Raw genomic sequence first — 15,778 nt, forward strand, 5'->3', positions numbered from 1 at the left:
CTGTGTCGTCATGCGCTGGCGCGTGCGACGACACAGTCGCTATCAGGCGTTTGGATCGACTCTGCGTCGATTCTGCGGCCACCATCGGCTCCGAGCCGCGGCCGACCTTCGCAGCCGTGATCGCAGGCCGCCAAGTCTCCACGGCCCTGACATGATTTGGCCGTCCACCCGCTCTTGCATGATGGCGATGACGAGCAGGCAGGAGCGCACATCATGACCGGCCGGACCCGGCATCACCGTCGCCTCGGCAGCTTGCTGCCAATTCCGCTCCTGGTAGCGGTTGCGTCCGTCCTGTCGTCTGCGATCCCAGCGGCAGCCGCAGAAACCCTTGTGGTGCAGGGCAATCGCCGCGTCGATGCCGAGACCGTGAAGTCCTATTTCCACGCCGACGCGAACGGCCGCTACGACGCCGCCGCGCTCGATGCCGGCCTCAAGGCCGTGGTGGCAACCGGCCTCTTCGAGGACGTCAAGGTCGGCCGCAGCGACGGACGGATCGTGGTCCGGCTCGCCGAAGCAAAGCTGCTCGATCGGGTCGCCTTCGAGGGTAACAAGAAGGTGAAGGATGCCGACCTCACGAGCGCGGTGCTGTCGAAGCCCCGCGCTGCCCTGCAGCGCGCGACCGTGCAGGGCGACGTCGCCAGGATCCTCCAGGCCTATCATCGCGTCGGGCGCGACGACGTCCGTGTCGTTCCCGAAATCATCGACCGCGGCAATGATCGCGTCGACCTGGTCTTCACCATCACCGAGGGCAAGAAGACGCCGGTCAGGTCGGTCAGCTTCGTCGGCAACACCGCCTTTGGCGCACGGCAATTGCGCGCCGTGATCAAGACGTCGGAGTCGACCGTGCTGAGCTTCGTGACAGGCGGCGACGCCTACGACGCCGACCGGGTCAATGACGACCGCGAGCAGCTGCGACAATACTACCGCAACCACGGCTACGCCGAGGCCGAGGTGACGAATGTCAGTGTCGAGTTCGACCGCGCCGCCAACGGCTTCAATCTGAGCTTCACCATCGACGAGGGCGTGCTCTACCGGTTTGGCGCCGTCGACGTCTCCTGCAACGTCGAGGGTCTCGCCTGCGATCGCCTGCAGGCCTTGCTGCTGGCGCAGCAAGGCGAGGTGTTCGACGCGAGCAAGCTCGACAAGAGCTCCGAGATCCTGACGGCAGAACTGGGCAAGCTCGGCTTTCCGTTCGCGCAGGTCGAGCCGCGGGTCCGGCCCAACGGCCAGGCGCGGCTGGCCGACGTCAGCTTCCGGATCGAGCAGGGCCAGCGCAGCTATGTCGAGCGCATCGAGATTCACGGCAACACCCGCACCCGGGACGACGTGATCCGCCGCGAGTTCGACATCGGCGAAGGGGATGCCTACAACAAGACGCTGATCGACCGCGCCGAGCGGCGCCTGCGGAACCTGAACTACTTCAAGACCGTCAAGATCACGTCACGCCCCGGCTCGACCCGGGACCGCGTGGTGCTGGACGTCGAGGCCGTCGACCAGGCGACCGGCGACTTCAACGTCTCCGGCGGCTATTCGTCGACCGACGGATTGCTCGCCGAGGTCAAGGTCGGCGACCGCAACGTGCTCGGCACCGGAAACACGGCACAGGCGACGTTCACCTATGGCCAGTTCGCGCGCGGCGCCACCCTGTCGTTCACCTCGCCCTATGCGCTCGGCCGGATGACACCGGGCGTCGAGCTGTTCGCACGGCAGAGCATGCCAAGCACGCTGCAGTCGTTCGGCAACAACACCTATGGCGGCGCCTTCACCCTCGGCATGCCGGTGAGTGAGCAGACCGCAATGCTGTGGCGCTATTCGCTGTACGACCAGAAGGTCGTGCTCGCGCCCGGGGTTTCGCCCGCAGCGGTGTCCGTGCCGGTGCGGCAGGCTGTCGCAGCCGGACGGCAGACGGTCTCCCAGATCGGCAACACCGTCACCTACAGCACGCTCGACAACACCAAGATGCCGACCAGCGGCATCCGTTCCCAGCTCAGCCAGGATCTCGCCGGCCTCGGCGGTGACGTCCGCTTCCTGCGCACCACCGCAGACGTCCGCTACTACCGATCCATCAACAGCGATCTGACCGGAATGGTGCGGGCCCAGGGCGGCTACATCACCGGATGGGGCGGGCAGCAGGCGCCGCTGCTCAACAGCTTCTTCGGCGGTCCGACGATGGTGCGCGGCTTCGCGCCCGGCGGCTTCGGACCGCGCGATCTCACGGCGGGATCGACGATGGACAATGTCGGCGGCAGTTTCTACTGGGCGACCACGGCGGAGCTGCAAAGCAACATCCCCGGTCTGCCTCAGGAATACGGCCTGCGCGCATCCGCCTTCGTCGATGCCGGCACCGTGTTCGGCTACCGCGGTCCGACCCAGAACGTCCAGGTCGCGAACAGAAACGTGCTGCGCTCCTCGGTCGGCGTCGGCATGACCTGGGCGTCACCGTTCGGCCCGCTGACGGTCGACTATGCCGTGCCGATCAGCAAGGCGGCGTATGACGTCGTGCAGCCGCTGCGCTTCAGCGCCGGCGGCTTCTAGCTAGAGCATCATCCGGAAAAGCGGAAGCCGGATTTCCGAAAAGATCATGCTTAAATAAGGTGATGAGAGCATGATGCGGTTCCGTGGAAACGCATCTTGCTCTCAGCCAGCACGGCAGGCCAAGCGCCGGCACTGAACGTCACCCGATCCGCAAAGCCTCAGTACGGATGATAATAATAGTGCCCCCGCGGTCCGTAATACGGATTCCCGTAATAGGGACGCACGTAGTGCGGCTGAGGAGCATAGTAGCCCTGCGGCGGCCCATAATAGCCCGGCCCGGGGTAATAGCCCGGCTCATAGTAATACTCGTCATCGTGCTGATGCGCTGCAATCGCGCCGAATGTCCCGATCATCGCGCCCATGATGGCGAGGCCGGCGGCCGGATTGCCCCTGTAGCCGCGGCGGTAACGCCGGCGGGCGCTGAGATCGGTCACATCGCTGGCCGCCGCCTTCAGGACCGCCTGCTTGCTGCTTGAGTTGCTGCTTGGGCCCGCTGCGCGCGCGGAAGCGGGCGCCGCCGCGCCTGCCATGAGCACAGCCGCCGCGACTGCTGCCAACGCGATCTTGGCGCCGGTCGACCGGAACAAACATTGACCGCTGATCATCGTATCCCCCCGTCTCTTCATTGGTCCCCAATAGAGCACACAATGCCGGAGCGGTTGACCTGAATCAAAACCACCATCGACCGGCGTCTGCACCGGATGCGAATCCGATCGTGCTCCCCTCGTGCTTGGACTCACCCCCTCGGAGCCAGGTTCAATCTTCGTCACAGCTATTTTTTGCGAACCGGCAATGCGTCACGGGAAACCAATGCCTGCAAGCATGAATACGCAAAGCGAGGACGAACAGGAGCTCTCATGGCATTGAGATTGACACGCGGGATTATGGGCTCACTTGCGCTTTTCGCCGTGGCGGCGCCAACCGCGATGGCCGAAGACGGCAGGACCGCGCTGTTCAAGATCGTGACTGTCAAGGACGAGATCGTCATCGGTCTCAGCAGCGATGAGCTGGCGGCGATCGGCGGCAGCGATGCCAGCGCAGTGGCGCACGCTCTGGCCCAGAAGGGAGACCTCACGGCCTGGCAGTACAACGTCCACCGCGGTGCCAATGGCGAGCTGCAGATGACGCCGTCGGCGAAGATCGGCCTGCTGGCGCACGCGTCCGTGCGGGTCGAGCCGTACAGCACGAGCTATGCGGTCACACCGCATCCCTGAGACGAACGACCGCCCGGCCGTCGCCATGCCAACCAACGATGGCACGAGCGACGGCCAGGCGCTCCGCTAACGGTCCGTGCGTTGGACTGATCGCGCCGCATGGTTATGCTGCCTGCCGACACGGTCTGTGGAAAAACCGTACACCACGGCCAATCGATCCAGACATTCCTTGAAGCGGCGTGCGAAATAGTCGTTCCAGCGCTGGCTGACCAGTCCGCGCTTCTGCCCGACCAGTTCCATCGTCAGACCATGCACCAGGACGTCGTGGGTGATCGCCGCTCCATCCGCACCGAGCTCGCGCTCGGCCCGGTTCAGCCGCAGCACAGCCTGTCTCTGGCCTTCGGTGACCGGCTCGCGGCCGCGCGCGCCGTCGACATGCTCGCGCGAGGGATCGATCGCCTGCGGGCCGCGCTCGGCCCGCTCCCAATCGTTCTGGAACGCCCGTCCGGCCCGGTACTGGGCGTCGTCGAGCTGCTTGTGCGCATGCAGCCGGCCCAGCGGGTCGTTGCGGACCGAGCGCAGCGCAACGATCTTCTCGCCCGGCTCGAGCGCCAACGGATCGTCGATCTCGACCGGGACCACGTCGGCGTTCCGAGGCCGCTCGTGAGCGCGGCTGTCATGTGTCTTGGGCATGCGGGAGGGCTTGCTGCGTCGGGGGCGCGCCATGTCTCGTCTCCGGAAAATGGGAGGGGGTCAGGTTTGGTCGGGTTCGCGGCGCGCTACGCGGCCGCGACCAGCCGCAGGATCAAAGGGCCGGCTGGACGGACGGCGGTCTCCTCGGGCGGAGTCCGCGTCAGATGATGATGCGGGGTGCAGTAGCAGGAGCCCGCCTGGCGCGGATGGCCGCAGAACGTGATCGGGTCGTCGTCGCGGTCGCCGCCATAGGGGTAGCGGCAATCGTTGGGCGCGAGCTGCTCGAACGACAGCAGACGCGGGCTGATGCCGACCGCGCGCAGCTCGACCCGCGGGGCGGCCTTGGGAGAAGCAGACTTGGATTGCGGCGGCGCGACCTGCCGCGCGCCGGCCGCCGGGCTCCTCCGCCCGGTTCCAGCCGCCGCAGACATCCGCCTGGGCCCGGACAGGGCGGTTTTCGGCGCGGCGGGCGCCGCGAGCCCGATGCGCTTGCCGCGACCGAGCGTCGCATTGCGCGTATAGGCCGTGCCGAACTGCGCATTGAGGGCGCGCGCGATCTCGGCATAGGAGAGCCCCTTGGCATGGAGCTCGCTCAGCATCTTGGAATGTTCATCTGGCCAATCGGTGGACTGCATTCTCGCCTCTTTCTTCGGGATCGGGCCGACGGCTCTTGCCCGACGGCTCAATTTCCGTTATTCCGAAGAAAAAGTCAAGCTTGAGTTCTGATTATTCGAAACATATACTCGTTTCCGAGATTCGCAAGAGAGGTCAAAACCATGTTGGACGTCGCCATGATCGAGCGTGCACTCGAGAAGCCAGGAAAGACCAAGGGAGGGCTGGCCCGCGCCATGGGCGTGCGGCCCGGCGCCGTCTCCGAGATCCTCGGAGGCCAGCGCCTGATCAAGGCCGCCGAGATCCCGCTGATCACCGAATACCTGGAGCTGAACTCCGTCCCCATCATGGGACGCGTCGGCGCCGGCTCGGTGATCGAGCCGGATTACGAGCAGGTCCCGCTCGAGGGCCTGGGCGAGGTCGCCCTGCCCTTCCCGATCTCCGAAGAGACCCTCGCCTTCGAGGTGACGGGTGATTCGATGCTGCCGAAATACGAGAACGGCGACGTGATCGTCGTCTATCGCGAGCAGCGCCACCCGCTGTCGAGCTTCTACGGCGAGGAGGCCGTGGTGCGCCTCAAGTCCGGCGAGCGCTACCTGAAGACCATCGAGCGCGGCAAATCGCCATCCGTGGTCAATCTGAAGAGCTTCAATGCCAAGCCGATCGTCGGCGTCAAGCTGGACTGGATCGGCGAGATCTTCGTGACGCTGCCGCGCGGCCAGATCTCGCGGATCCGCGCCAAGGCGGCGGCGAAGTCGCGGGCCCGCGCGGCGAACAAGTGAGACGCCGGGGCATGGTCGAGAGGATGCCGAGGCGCCTCTCGTCATGCCCCCGCGCCCGGCCCGAATTCGCCTTGACATTTTTCTGATTTACAGAAATAATGGCGCGACAACAGTCAGCCGAAGGCGAACTGGCGCACATGCAGTACTTCGTCGTGATGATCGACTACGGCCGCCGCGGACGCGAGGCCGTGGTCGATCCCGAAATGACCCGGCGCGACGTCGTCGCGCGCATCGCGTCGGGCGAATATGCCAACATCAGCTTCATCCACGAGATCGCCGGCCATTCGGTCGCAGACATCACGGCCGACCTGCTGTCCGAGGCCAGGCTGCCGGAGATCATCGGCGCAGACGTCGATCGTCAGGCGGGGCGGTTCGACCATCTCCGAGACCTCCGCAAGCACGAGCGGGCCTGAGGTCGGCCCGCCGCTGTCTGCTTCGGACGGGGTGGCGATCAGGAGGGTTGGCCGGCCGCCTGTCCGGCCAACCTCTGCTGCCGTTACTGGACCTAATCAGACCAGAAGAACGGTGGATCCGGTCGTCTTGCGCGCCGCGAGATCGGCGTGAGCCCGCGCCGCCTCCTTGAGGGGGTAGGTCTGATTGACCTCGATCTTCACCGCCCCCGACTTGACGACGTCGAACAGCTCGTTGGCCATCGCGACCAGGCTTTCGCGCTTGGCGGCGTAGGTGAACAGCGTCGGCCGGGTCACGAACAGCGAGCCCTTCTGCGCGAGCAGCCCGAGATTGAGCGGATCGACCGTGCCCGAGGACTGGCCGAACAGCACCGCGTAGCCGAGCGGCGCCAGGCAATCGAGCGATTTCAGGAAGGTGTCCTTGCCGACGGAATCATAGACCACCGGCACCTTCTTGCCGCCGGTGATCTCGTTGACGCGCGCAACGAAATCCTCGCGGGAGTACACGATCGTGTGCTCGCAGCCATGGGCCTTGGCCAGTCGCGCCTTGTCGTCGCTCGAGATCGTGCCGATGACGCTGACGCCGAGATGCTTGGCCCACTGGCTCAGGATCAGGCCGACACCACCGGCGGCGGCATGCAGCAGAATGGTCTGGCCCGCCGTGACGCGGTAGGTCTGCCGGATCAGGTACTGCGCCGTCAGGCCCTTCAGCATCATCGCCGCGGCCGTCTTGTCATCGATCTCGTCAGGCAGCTTCAGCAGCAGCGCGGCCGGCATCAGTCGCGCCTCGGAATAGGCGCCGAGCGGCGACGAGCCATAGGCGACGCGGTCGCCGACCTTCAGGTCCGTCACCCCTTCCCCCACCTCCTCGACCACGCCGGCGCCCTCGCTGCCCAATCCGCTTGGAAGCTGGACCGCATACAGGCCCGACCGATTATAGATGTCGATGAAATTGAGACCGACCGCCGTGTGGCGGATGCGCGCCTCGCCCGGCCCCGGCTTGCCAACCTCGACCTGCTCCCAAGCGAGGACTTCCGGACCACCGGTTTTGTGGAAGCGAATGGCGTTCGTCATGTGTTGTTCATCCTCCCTGCTCGACGACCAGGTCGCGCCGCTCTGTCGCGGTTGCTGTGCCTGCAACGGGCACATTCGCCATGGGGCGAACGAGGCCGGCTGATTTGGTAGCCGCTCCCGCCGCCGCTTGGCAACCGCCTTCAAGGCCTCCTGCTGCCGCCCCGTCGCTCCCCAGGAACCTCGTCAGCCCTTCCGGCGTTCACGGCCAAGAATGGAGGACCTGTCGCCATGCCGCCCAAGAAATCCAGCGCCGTGGTCAGCCCGGCGCTTCTGCTCGAGCTCGCCTGTCACACCATCATGGGCACCGCCCTCGGGCTCGGCTTTGCCTTCGTCCTGACCGAGGTCGATGCGTTCGGCATCTCAAGCCTGATCGCCCATAGCCTCGATCCGCATATGACCTTCGTCGTTTTCGTCGGCACCTTCACCCTGGCATTCGCAGTCGGCGCGACGCTGACCGGGTTCGTGTTCACGATGACGCAAGAGAGGTAGTTCAGGCCGCGTCGACCGCCCGCGGCTCGCACAGCGTCCAAGCGCGCCGGATCTCTCGTCCGATCCGGCATTCTCGGCCAAAGGCTGTCACATGCACGTCGTGCAAAGGTTGCAGATGAGCAGCATTCGGATCGCGCGGAGACGAGAATGTCCGAACCATCGCGTGAGATTGCTCTGCTGTCGACGCGTGCGGACCGGCTGCCAGGACACCGCATCGCGCGGCGCCTGCGCGCGACGGGCACGTCGCCATGACGAGCGGCTGGTTCGCATTGCTCGCCGCAGGCCTGCTCGAAATCATCTGGGCGCTCGGCCTCAAGCACTCCGACGGGCTGACCCGCTTCTGGCCGAGCCTCGGGACGATCGTCGCGATCCTGCTCAGCTTTGCGATGATGTCGCTCGCCCTGCGATCACTGCCCTTTGGCACCGCCTACGCCGTGTGGACAGGAATTGGCGCCGCCGGAAGCATCGTCGTCGGCATGTTTCTGTACAGCGAGCCGGCAGACCCGGTCCGGCTGCTATGCCTGACGCTGATCATTGCCGGCATGGTGGGGCTCAAGTTGAACTCGCCGGTCTGACCGCCCCGTCATCCTGTGCCAGCTTCGTCGCAGCTCGATGCTGCCGAACAGCGCCAGCGACAACACGAAAGGAGTCAAGTGATAGAGAACGCGAAAGATCAGCAGCGCGGCAAGCAGGCCGTCCTGATCATCACCGCCGAGGCCGAGCAGGATCGTCGCATCGAAAAGTCCGATGCCGGCCGGTGCGTGGCTGGCGAATCCAAGCAGGGTCGCAGCGATGAACACCGCCATGAGCCGGACCGGGTCGATGCCGAGCTCGGCCGGAATCAGCACATACATGGCAAGCGCAGCGGAGCTGAGATCGAACAGCCCGATCAGGATCTGCAGCAACACGTTCGGCCCGGACGGCAGACGCACCGGCCATCGCCGGCTGCATCGTCCTGGCCAGCTCCAGACGACGAACGCGACGATGCCGGACAGCAGCACTGCCGCGATCAGTCGATTGAGCGCCGGCGGCCAGTACTCCACCCAGCCGAACGCATCGGGATCAATCATCAGGCTCAGACCAAGGGCCGTCAGATTGCCGAGCCAGAACGTCAAGCCGGTGAGGAAGCTGATCTTCGCGATGTCCATCGCGCCGAGCTTATAGGGGGCATAGATCCGGTATCGAACCAGAGGAGAGATCAGCGCGACGGCACCGATGCCATGTGCGATCGGATAGCTGGTGAAACTGCCGAGAACCGCAGCGCGAAACGGGATGTCGTCGCGACCAATCGTGCGCAACGCGAAAAGATCATAGAGCGACAGGCTGGCGTAGGAGAGCGTCACCAGCGCCAATGCGACGGCGATGAGCTTCGGATCGGTCGCCTGCGCGATCGATATCACATGTCCGACGTCGAGCTTCTTCACCGTCCGCGTGAGCACGGCGACTGCGATCGCAGCGATGACAAGGCTCAACGTCAATCCTGCAAGACCCCGCACCAACGCTCTGCGCTTCAGCTGCGGCGGCGGTCGATCATCTTTCAGCACAGCCATTCAGCGGATCTTTTCGCGGCGAAGCAGTGCGCGCCGGCGGATTCGAGCGGGATGATGGCGCCGTTTGACACGCTGATGTGACAGCTGCGTTACCGTTCCGCGCACATGCGCGTCTTAAGCCACCATTAACCACGCGCGAGCTGCATGGTGCAGCGCGAGGCCGCAGTCCACGCCGCATCACGAATTGCGGATCATTCAAATTTGAATTAAGCGCAGCGTCCATCGCGCGTAATGAGGATGAGCCGTATCACTACGGATGCACGACGGTCGCATCTTCGTCACGCTGTCTTCCTAAGACGTGCGCACGACAACAATGATCGAGGCAACATGAACGCGGAAACCGATCACGAGCTCACGCCGGATCAATGGGAGACGCTCAAGGCGCTCCGCGGTCCGCGCGACGGCCGCAGGCCGAACAGCGTCATCGTCGGCCAGCTCATTGCGCTTGGGCTGGCCGTCATCAGCGATGGACCAGCGGAACTCACGCCGGAGGGACGAACAGTCCTTATCCGCGGCTCTTCGCGCCTGCTCGACGTTGCGGCCTGATCGGATGCGGCCGTCTGCGTCCGCCGAGAGGCAGCAGGTCGTCAGTCACCACATCGACTTCCGCGCGCGCTCAGGCCATTCGCGGTCGTACTCCGCCCCGTCGACGGCGTTGGCCGTCATGGCGGCCAGGATCTGGCCAGGCGTCGGAATCTGTTTCGGATCGACGCGCTTGTCAGGGTTCCAGAGATCGGAACGAACGATCGCACGAGCGCATTGGAAATAGATTTCGTCGATCGTCATGACCAGCACGCTCCGCGGCAGCTTGCCTTCCATCCGGAACGTCTCGAGCAGATCCGCATCAGTGGACAGATGGCCGCGGCCGTTCACGCGTAGCGTATTGCCCGATCCCGGGATCAGGAACAGCAAGGCGATGCGCGGGTCGCGCAGGATGTTGCGCAGCGAATCAACACGATTGTTGCCGCGACGATCCGGCATCATCAGCGTCTTGTCGTCATGGATCCGAACGAAGCCGGGAAGGTCGCCACGGGGTGAACAGTCAAGTCCTTCAGGACCGCACGTCGCGAGCGCGACGAAGGGCGACGTCTCGATCATCACGCGATAATGCGGCGTCACGCGGTCGGAGACTTTTGCCGTCGATGTCAGCCCGGTCTGGCCGTAGATCGCCTCGAGCTGCTCAATCGTGGTGATGATCGACATCGTTCGCACCTCCTGTCACCGGGGCCAAGGCCCTGCCATCCGATCCCTTGATCACCTCGATCAGCCTGCGTCCGTGGGGCGCGGGATCGCCGACATTGATGATCGTGACATCCGCCGTCACCGTCTCGCTGCTGACGGTCCGGTGAAGGCGTTCGCCAATGTCGGCGTCGCTTGGTCGATGCCGCTTGCCGAGACGTTCGGCGAGAACCTCCGCCGGTGCGGTGATGTTCACAACGACGACGTTGGCATAGTCGCGCCGCGCTGACGCAATGACCGTCCGCGACACGTTGACGACGACGGTACGGCCGGCTGCGATGTCGTCTCGGAGCTTGCGGGGCACACCATAGCGATGACCGTGCGCGTCCCAATGCAGCGCGAACGCGCCAGCCGCGAGAGCCTCCCGGAATGCGGCCTCGCTCATCTCGAGATTGTCCTCGAAGGCCGAGGCTTCGCGGGTGACGACCCGCTGCGGAAACACGATATGGTCGTCGCCGGCGCATGCGGCCCGCGCGAGATTGAGCAGCGTGTCCTTGCCTGCACCGCTCGGCCCGACCACGAGCACCAGCCGCCCGGGCCCCACTCGCTCGCGCTCGCTTCCAGGCACCGCCGATGCTCCGCTCATGCCACCCGCAGTCCTTCCCGCCAGACACTCCGCACCACCGCGATATCGCCGGCGACATGAACGCGGATCAGATCGGCGCGCTTGCCGGCTGCGATCTCTCCGCGATCGAGAAGGCCGACGGCTTCGGCCGGCGCCTTCGTGACGGTCCGAACCGCTGCAGCTAGATCGATCGCCGGCACGCGCTGCGGCAGTTGCAGCGCGCCCATCAGCAGACTCGAGGGGACATAGTCCGACGAGAGAATGTCGAGCAGGCCCTCGCGCGCGAGGTCCACGGCGGCGATGTTCCCGGAATGCGAGCCACCGCGGACCACGTTGGGCGCCCCCATCAGGATGCTGATGCCCGCGTCATGAAGTCCCCGCGCCGCCTCCATCGTGGTTGGAAACTCCGCGACGGCGATGCCGTCCTTGATCGCGTCGGCCACATTCTCGTCGGTGGTGTCGTCATGGCTGGCCAGCGGCACGTCATGCGTCTTTGCCAGCGCAACGATGTCGCGCATGTTCGCCGCCGCATAGGCCTGCTGATAGGCGAAGCGCCGCGCGAACATGACGTCGAGCTCGGCATCGGTCTTGCCGCCGCTCTTGCCGCGGTAATAGTCGCGAAGCTTGCCCTCGTCGCGAAACTGCCGCTGGCCCGGGGTATGATCCATCAGCGACATCAGCCGGACATCGGGGCGGCCTGCCAGCTGCCTCGCCTCCTCGACCACCGTCGGCATCGGCACCTCGCAGCGCAGATGCAGGAAGTGGTCGGCCCGCAGCAGGCTTGCGTCGCGCGCCCGCGCAATCGCGTCCGCGAGTACATTGGCCTGACCGTCAACGCCTTCGGCGCCCTCCTCGCTCCAGACGCGGAGCGAATCCAGCACCGTCGTGATGCCGGCGGTCGCGAGCTGCCCGTCATAGGAAATCACCGCAGCGACCGGATCCCAGTAGACCTTCGGCCGCGGCACGAAATGCGCTTCGAGATGATCGGTATGCAGCTCGACAAGCCCCGGCATCAGCAGATCGCCGCCGGCGTCCAGGCTGCCGCCGGGCGCGGCCCCTTCGCCGATCCCGACGATCCGTCCTTCGGCGATCGCCACCCAGCCCTGCTCGATCACCCGGTCCGCGAGGACCACCCTGGCATTGCCTATGACGGTGTCGGACATGTTCGCGCTCATCTGCTCATTCTGCCTTCTACGCCGCCACAGCGAACGTCTTCACATCGACCGTGCGGTCAGCGATCTGCGCACGGATTTCGTCGTCATGCACGATCGCGATCATCGCCACACCGGCCCGCTTCTTTGCTGCGATCAGGTCGACCACGACCGCCCGGTTCGCCGCGTCGAGCGAGGCCGTCGGCTCGTCCAGCAGCAGGATCGGAAGGTCGGAAATGAAACCGCGCGCGATGTTCACGCGCTGCTGCTCGCCGCCGGAAAACGTCGATGGCGGCAGCGACCACAGCCGCTCCGGAATGTTCAGCCGGCTCAGCAAGGCAGCGGCACGCGCCCGTGCCTCGTCGCGCGCGATGCCCGCCGCGAGCAGCGGCTCGGCAACGACATCGAGCGCCGCGACGCGCGGCACCGCGCGCAGGAACTGGCTGACATAGCCGATGGTCTGCCGCCGCGCGTTGAGCACCTGGCGCGGCTCGGCGCCGGCGAGGTTCATCATCTCGCCCTCGTGCCGGACGTCGATGCGGCCCCCGTCGCAGCGGTAGTTGCCGAAGATCATTTTCAGGATCGACGACTTGCCAGCCCCCGATGGTCCGGCCAGGACGACGCATTCTCCTGCCTTGACCTGGAACGACACGCCTTGCACCACCGGCAGCGAGATGCCGCCCTGCAGGTGCATGGTGAAGGTCTTCCTGGCATTCTCGATATCGAGCATCACGGTCATTGCTATCTCGCTCATGGCGGCAGGATCGAGGACACGAGCAGTTGCGTGTAGGGCTCGCGCGGATCGTCGAGCACCTGGTCGGTGAGGCCGGTCTCGATCACCCGCCCCTCCTTCATGACCATCACACGATGTGACAACAGCCGCGCCACGGCAAGATCATGCGTCACCACGATCGCGGCAAGGCCGAGCTCGTTGACGAGGCTGCGCATCAGATCCAGCAGCCGCGCCTGGACCGAAACGTCCAGGCCGCCCGTCGGCTCGTCCATGAACACCAGCCGCGGCTCCGTCACCAGATTGCGCGCGATCTGCAGCCGCTGCCGCATGCCGCCGGAATAGGTCCGCGGCGCGTCGTCGATGCGGGCAACGTCGATCTCGACCCGCTGCAACCAGGACGACGCGGTCTGGCGGATACGGCCGTAATTGTTCCAGCCGACCGCCATCAGCCGCTCGCCGACATTGGCGCCGGCTGACACCGCCATGCGCAGGCCCTGCGCCGGATCCTGATGCACATAGCCCCAGTCGGTCCGGAACAGGAAGCGCCGCTCGGCCTCGCCGAGCTCGGCGAGATCGCGCAGCACGCCATCGCGCATCCGGTAGGAGACGCGGCCGCCGCTCGGGGCGAGCTGGGCCGACAGCATCTGCAGCAGCGTCGACTTGCCCGAGCCGGATTCGCCGACGATGGCGAGCACCTCACCCGGATAGAGCACGAAGGACACGTCACGGCAGGCCGCCAGGCGGCCATAGCTCTTGCCCAGTCCTTCCGCGACCAGCAGCGGCTGATCGGATGCACTGATCATGTCAGCCATGAGCGCGCTCCTTGTGCGGGGCGGCATTCTCGACGCCGCGATGTCCGGCCGCCTGTCGTCCCTCGCAGTAATCGGTATCGGAACAGACAAACATGCGGCTGCCCTTGTTGTCCGTGACGATCTCGTCGAGATAGGAGTCCTCGGCGCCGCACAGCGCGCAGGGCGCGTCGAACTTGTAGCGGGTGAACGGATGGTCCTCGAAATCGAGTGACACGACCGATGTATACGGCGGAATGGCGTAGATGCGCTTCTCGCGCCCGGCACCGAACAATTGCAGTGCCGGGCAATTGTCCATCTTCGGATTGTCGAATTTCGGCGTCGGCGACGGATCCATCACATAGCGCGCGTTGACCTTCACCGGATAGGCATAGGACGTGGCGATGTGGCCGAAACGCGCGATGTCCTCATACAGCTTGACGTGCATCAGCCCGTATTCGGCCAGCGCATGCATGCGGCGCGTCTCGGTTTCGCGCGGCTCAAGAAACCGCAGCGGCTCGGGGATCGGCACCTGATAGACCAGCACCTGGCCCGGGCGCAGCGGCGCCTCGGGAATGCGATGACGGGTCTGGATCACGCTTGCCGCTTCGGTGGACGTCGTGGTCTCGACGCCCGCGGTCTTGGCGAAGAACTTGCGGATCGAGATCGCGTTGGTGGTGTCGTCGGAGCCCTGGTCGATCACCTTGAGCACATCATCGGGGCCGAGAATGGCCGCGGTGACCTGGACGCCGCCAGTGCCCCAGCCATAGGGCATCGGCATCTCGCGGCTCGCGAACGGCACCTGATAGCCGGGAATCGCGATCGCCTTCAGGATCGCGCGGCGGATCATCCGCTTGGTCTGCTCGTCGAGATAGGCGAAATTGTAGGTCGGCGCGTTCATTCCGCAGCTTCCTTCATCGCGGGAGCGGCATTGGCCTCGGCAAACTCCCGGCGCAGCTTGCGCAGCAGGCCGAGCTCGGACTGGAAGTCGACGTAATGCGGCAGCTTCAGATGCTCGACGAAGCCCGTGGCCTGCACGTTGTCGGAATGCGACATCACGAACTCCTCGTCCTGCGCCGGCGCCACCACGTCCTCGCCGAGCTCGCGGGCGCGCAGGGCGCGGTCGACCAGCGCCATCGACATCGTCTTGCGCTCGCTCTGGCCGAAAGTCAGACCATAGCCGCGCGTGAAACACGGCGGCTCCGTCGCCGAGCCCTTGAACTGATTGACCATCTGGCATTCGGTCAGTTCGACCGATCCGAGCGGCACCGCGAACCCGATCTCCTCGGCAAGGAATTCGACCTCGACCTCGCCGAAGCGGATCTCGCCGGCGAACGGATGATTGCGGCCATAGCCGCGCTGGGTCGAGTAGCCGAGCGCCAGCAGAAAGCCCTCGTCGCCGCGCGCCAGATTCTGCAACCGCAGATCGCGGCCCGCGGGAAAGCTCAGCGGATCCCGCGTGAGATCGCCGACCGGAGCGCCGGCGTCCGCCGTGGGAGAGGGCTCGATCAGCCCGTCCTGTCCGAGGATGTCAGTGACGCGCGGCATGGGGACATCAGAGGTCGCAGCCACAGCCGGAGTCTCTGGATCCCCGCCTTGCGCCAGGCCCGGATCGAGCAGCCGGTGCGTATAGTCGAAGGTCGGGCCCAGCACCTGCCCGCCGGGAATGTCCTTGAAGGTGGACGAGACCCGTCGCTGCACGCGCATCTCCCCCGTATCGACCGGCTCGGACGCACCGAAGCGCGGCAGGGTCGCGCGGAACGCCCGCACCAGGAAGATCGCCTCGATGAGATCGCCCCGTGCCTGCTTGATCGCTAGCGCCGCCAGCTCGCGATCATACAGCGAGCCCTCGCTCATGACGCGATCAACCGCGAGCCCGAGCTGCTCGGATATCTGCGACAGCGACAGCTCCGGAACGCTGCGATCGCCGCGGCGCTCATGCGCCAGCAACCGGTGTGCATTCTCGATGGCGCGTTCGCCACCCTTGACGGCCACATACATGC

Annotated in this window: 20 protein-coding genes; 8 read left to right on the top strand and 12 right to left on the bottom strand. The window is 65.5% G+C overall.

Annotated features, from left to right (window positions below):
- Positions 1 to 213 precede the first annotated feature (213 nt).
- Positions 214 to 2,535 (top strand): outer membrane protein assembly factor BamA, encoded by a 2,322-nt coding sequence (gene bamA / locus QQL87_RS12205; protein WP_284417938.1) that lies wholly within the window; start codon positions 214 to 216, stop codon positions 2,533 to 2,535.
- A gap of 158 nt (positions 2,536 to 2,693) precedes the next feature.
- Here bamA and QQL87_RS37320 read toward each other — a convergent pair whose 3' ends face one another.
- Positions 2,694 to 2,969: a hypothetical protein gene (locus QQL87_RS37320; protein ID WP_502871156.1), complete on the bottom strand. Its 276-nt coding sequence runs from the start codon at positions 2,967 to 2,969 to the stop codon at positions 2,694 to 2,696.
- Between the two features lie 423 nt (positions 2,970 to 3,392).
- Here QQL87_RS37320 and QQL87_RS12215 point away from each other — a divergent pair, with 423 nt between their 5' ends.
- A complete protein-coding gene (locus QQL87_RS12215; protein ID WP_284417936.1) occupies positions 3,393 to 3,749 on the top strand; it encodes a hypothetical protein in 357 nt (118 codons plus the stop codon).
- 66 nt (positions 3,750 to 3,815) lie between these two features.
- Here QQL87_RS12215 and QQL87_RS12220 read toward each other — a convergent pair whose 3' ends face one another.
- Entirely contained in the window at positions 3,816 to 4,415 is a 600-nt protein-coding gene (locus QQL87_RS12220) for a DUF6456 domain-containing protein (protein WP_284417934.1), read from the bottom strand.
- Between the two features lie 53 nt (positions 4,416 to 4,468).
- Positions 4,469 to 5,017 (bottom strand): GcrA family cell cycle regulator, encoded by a 549-nt coding sequence (locus QQL87_RS12225; RefSeq protein WP_284417933.1) that lies wholly within the window; start codon positions 5,015 to 5,017, stop codon positions 4,469 to 4,471.
- A 141-nt stretch (positions 5,018 to 5,158) separates the two neighbouring features.
- Here QQL87_RS12225 and QQL87_RS12230 point away from each other — a divergent pair, with 141 nt between their 5' ends.
- Both QQL87_RS12230 and QQL87_RS12235 read left to right on the top strand, forming a co-directional pair.
- Positions 5,159 to 5,776, top strand: a complete 618-nt coding sequence (locus QQL87_RS12230; protein WP_284417932.1) for a LexA family transcriptional regulator — start codon at positions 5,159 to 5,161, stop codon at positions 5,774 to 5,776.
- A gap of 137 nt (positions 5,777 to 5,913) precedes the next feature.
- The gene (locus QQL87_RS12235; protein WP_284418166.1) at positions 5,914 to 6,189 is read left to right on the top strand and encodes a hypothetical protein; all 276 of its coding nucleotides are present in this window, start codon (positions 5,914 to 5,916) and stop codon (positions 6,187 to 6,189) included.
- Positions 6,190 to 6,285: 96 nt separating this feature from the next.
- Here the strand turns inward: QQL87_RS12235 and QQL87_RS12240 are convergent, their stop codons facing one another.
- Positions 6,286 to 7,260, bottom strand: a complete 975-nt coding sequence (locus QQL87_RS12240; RefSeq protein WP_284417929.1) for a quinone oxidoreductase family protein — start codon at positions 7,258 to 7,260, stop codon at positions 6,286 to 6,288.
- Between the two features lie 228 nt (positions 7,261 to 7,488).
- Here QQL87_RS12240 and QQL87_RS12245 point away from each other — a divergent pair, with 228 nt between their 5' ends.
- Positions 7,489 to 7,749, top strand: a complete 261-nt coding sequence (locus QQL87_RS12245; protein ID WP_284417928.1) for a hypothetical protein — start codon at positions 7,489 to 7,491, stop codon at positions 7,747 to 7,749.
- Between the two features lie 248 nt (positions 7,750 to 7,997).
- Positions 7,998 to 8,324: a DMT family transporter gene (locus QQL87_RS12250; RefSeq protein ID WP_284417927.1), complete on the top strand. Its 327-nt coding sequence runs from the start codon at positions 7,998 to 8,000 to the stop codon at positions 8,322 to 8,324.
- Here QQL87_RS12250 and QQL87_RS12255 read toward each other — a convergent pair.
- Positions 8,265 to 9,092, bottom strand: a complete 828-nt coding sequence (locus QQL87_RS12255) for a lysylphosphatidylglycerol synthase transmembrane domain-containing protein (RefSeq protein WP_284418165.1) — start codon at positions 9,090 to 9,092, stop codon at positions 8,265 to 8,267. The genes QQL87_RS12250 and QQL87_RS12255 overlap by 60 nt on opposite strands.
- Before the next feature lie 57 nt (positions 9,093 to 9,149).
- On the opposite strand from QQL87_RS12255, the gene QQL87_RS12260 reads away from it, so the two are divergent.
- A complete protein-coding gene (locus QQL87_RS12260; RefSeq protein ID WP_284417926.1) occupies positions 9,150 to 9,380 on the top strand; it encodes a hypothetical protein in 231 nt (76 codons plus the stop codon).
- Between the two features lie 246 nt (positions 9,381 to 9,626).
- Positions 9,627 to 9,845 (top strand): hypothetical protein, encoded by a 219-nt coding sequence (locus QQL87_RS12265; RefSeq protein ID WP_284417925.1) that lies wholly within the window; start codon positions 9,627 to 9,629, stop codon positions 9,843 to 9,845.
- Positions 9,846 to 9,890: 45 nt separating this feature from the next.
- Here QQL87_RS12265 and QQL87_RS12270 read toward each other — a convergent pair whose 3' ends face one another.
- From QQL87_RS12270 to QQL87_RS12300, 7 genes are read right to left on the bottom strand one after another with little or no spacing between them, the layout of a single operon-like run.
- Entirely contained in the window at positions 9,891 to 10,502 is a 612-nt protein-coding gene (locus tag QQL87_RS12270) for a pyridoxamine 5'-phosphate oxidase family protein (protein WP_284417924.1), read from the bottom strand.
- Positions 10,480 to 11,124 (bottom strand): phosphonate metabolism protein/1,5-bisphosphokinase (PRPP-forming) PhnN, encoded by a 645-nt coding sequence (phnN, locus tag QQL87_RS12275; protein WP_284417923.1) that lies wholly within the window; start codon positions 11,122 to 11,124, stop codon positions 10,480 to 10,482. The genes QQL87_RS12270 and phnN overlap by 23 nt, the downstream gene beginning before the upstream one ends.
- A complete protein-coding gene (locus QQL87_RS12280; protein WP_284417922.1) occupies positions 11,121 to 12,278 on the bottom strand; it encodes an alpha-D-ribose 1-methylphosphonate 5-triphosphate diphosphatase in 1,158 nt (385 codons plus the stop codon). The genes phnN and QQL87_RS12280 overlap by 4 nt, the downstream gene beginning before the upstream one ends.
- A gap of 16 nt (positions 12,279 to 12,294) precedes the next feature.
- Complete coding sequence (gene phnL, locus QQL87_RS12285) at positions 12,295 to 12,993, bottom strand: phosphonate C-P lyase system protein PhnL (protein ID WP_284418163.1); 699 nt, start codon at positions 12,991 to 12,993, stop codon at positions 12,295 to 12,297.
- A gap of 11 nt (positions 12,994 to 13,004) precedes the next feature.
- A complete protein-coding gene (gene phnK / locus QQL87_RS12290; protein WP_284417921.1) occupies positions 13,005 to 13,799 on the bottom strand; it encodes a phosphonate C-P lyase system protein PhnK in 795 nt (264 codons plus the stop codon).
- Positions 13,792 to 14,676 (bottom strand): alpha-D-ribose 1-methylphosphonate 5-phosphate C-P-lyase PhnJ, encoded by an 885-nt coding sequence (locus tag QQL87_RS12295; RefSeq protein WP_284417920.1) that lies wholly within the window; start codon positions 14,674 to 14,676, stop codon positions 13,792 to 13,794. The genes phnK and QQL87_RS12295 overlap by 8 nt, the downstream gene beginning before the upstream one ends.
- The gene (locus QQL87_RS12300) at positions 14,673 to 15,776 is read right to left on the bottom strand and encodes a carbon-phosphorus lyase complex subunit (RefSeq protein ID WP_284417919.1); all 1,104 of its coding nucleotides are present in this window, start codon (positions 15,774 to 15,776) and stop codon (positions 14,673 to 14,675) included. Before QQL87_RS12300 ends, QQL87_RS12295 begins: the two co-directional genes overlap by 4 nt.
- Positions 15,777 to 15,778: the final 2 nt, after the last annotated feature.

The organism is Bradyrhizobium sp. SSBR45G, from assembly GCF_030159255.1.
Taxonomy (GTDB): domain Bacteria; phylum Pseudomonadota; class Alphaproteobacteria; order Rhizobiales; family Xanthobacteraceae; genus Bradyrhizobium.

Excerpts from the sequence above, each read along its gene's own strand:
- QQL87_RS12295 (WP_284417920.1), bottom strand. The coding sequence starts at position 14,676 with ATGAACGCGCCGACCTACAATTTCGCCTATCTCGACGAGCAGACCAAG.
- QQL87_RS12245 (WP_284417928.1), top strand. The coding sequence starts at position 7,489 with ATGCCGCCCAAGAAATCCAGCGCCGTGGTCAGCCCGGCGCTTCTGCTC.
- phnK (WP_284417921.1), bottom strand. The coding sequence starts at position 13,799 with ATGGCTGACATGATCAGTGCATCCGATCAGCCGCTGCTGGTCGCGGAA.
- phnL (WP_284418163.1), bottom strand. The coding sequence starts at position 12,993 with ATGACCGTGATGCTCGATATCGAGAATGCCAGGAAGACCTTCACCATG.
- phnN (WP_284417923.1), bottom strand. The coding sequence starts at position 11,124 with ATGAGCGGAGCATCGGCGGTGCCTGGAAGCGAGCGCGAGCGAGTGGGG.
- QQL87_RS12300 (WP_284417919.1), bottom strand. The coding sequence starts at position 15,776 with ATGTATGTGGCCGTCAAGGGTGGCGAACGCGCCATCGAGAATGCACAC.
- QQL87_RS12260 (WP_284417926.1), top strand. The coding sequence starts at position 9,150 with ATGTCCGACGTCGAGCTTCTTCACCGTCCGCGTGAGCACGGCGACTGC.
- QQL87_RS12235 (WP_284418166.1), top strand. The coding sequence starts at position 5,914 with ATGCAGTACTTCGTCGTGATGATCGACTACGGCCGCCGCGGACGCGAG.
- QQL87_RS12215 (WP_284417936.1), top strand. The coding sequence starts at position 3,393 with ATGGCATTGAGATTGACACGCGGGATTATGGGCTCACTTGCGCTTTTC.
- QQL87_RS12250 (WP_284417927.1), top strand. The coding sequence starts at position 7,998 with ATGACGAGCGGCTGGTTCGCATTGCTCGCCGCAGGCCTGCTCGAAATC.
- QQL87_RS12270 (WP_284417924.1), bottom strand. The coding sequence starts at position 10,502 with ATGTCGATCATCACCACGATTGAGCAGCTCGAGGCGATCTACGGCCAG.
- QQL87_RS12225 (WP_284417933.1), bottom strand. The coding sequence starts at position 5,017 with ATGCAGTCCACCGATTGGCCAGATGAACATTCCAAGATGCTGAGCGAG.
- QQL87_RS12220 (WP_284417934.1), bottom strand. The coding sequence starts at position 4,415 with ATGGCGCGCCCCCGACGCAGCAAGCCCTCCCGCATGCCCAAGACACAT.
- QQL87_RS12280 (WP_284417922.1), bottom strand. The coding sequence starts at position 12,278 with ATGAGCGCGAACATGTCCGACACCGTCATAGGCAATGCCAGGGTGGTC.
- QQL87_RS12240 (WP_284417929.1), bottom strand. The coding sequence starts at position 7,260 with ATGACGAACGCCATTCGCTTCCACAAAACCGGTGGTCCGGAAGTCCTC.
- bamA (WP_284417938.1), top strand. The coding sequence starts at position 214 with ATGACCGGCCGGACCCGGCATCACCGTCGCCTCGGCAGCTTGCTGCCA.
- QQL87_RS12265 (WP_284417925.1), top strand. The coding sequence starts at position 9,627 with ATGAACGCGGAAACCGATCACGAGCTCACGCCGGATCAATGGGAGACG.
- QQL87_RS12230 (WP_284417932.1), top strand. The coding sequence starts at position 5,159 with ATGTTGGACGTCGCCATGATCGAGCGTGCACTCGAGAAGCCAGGAAAG.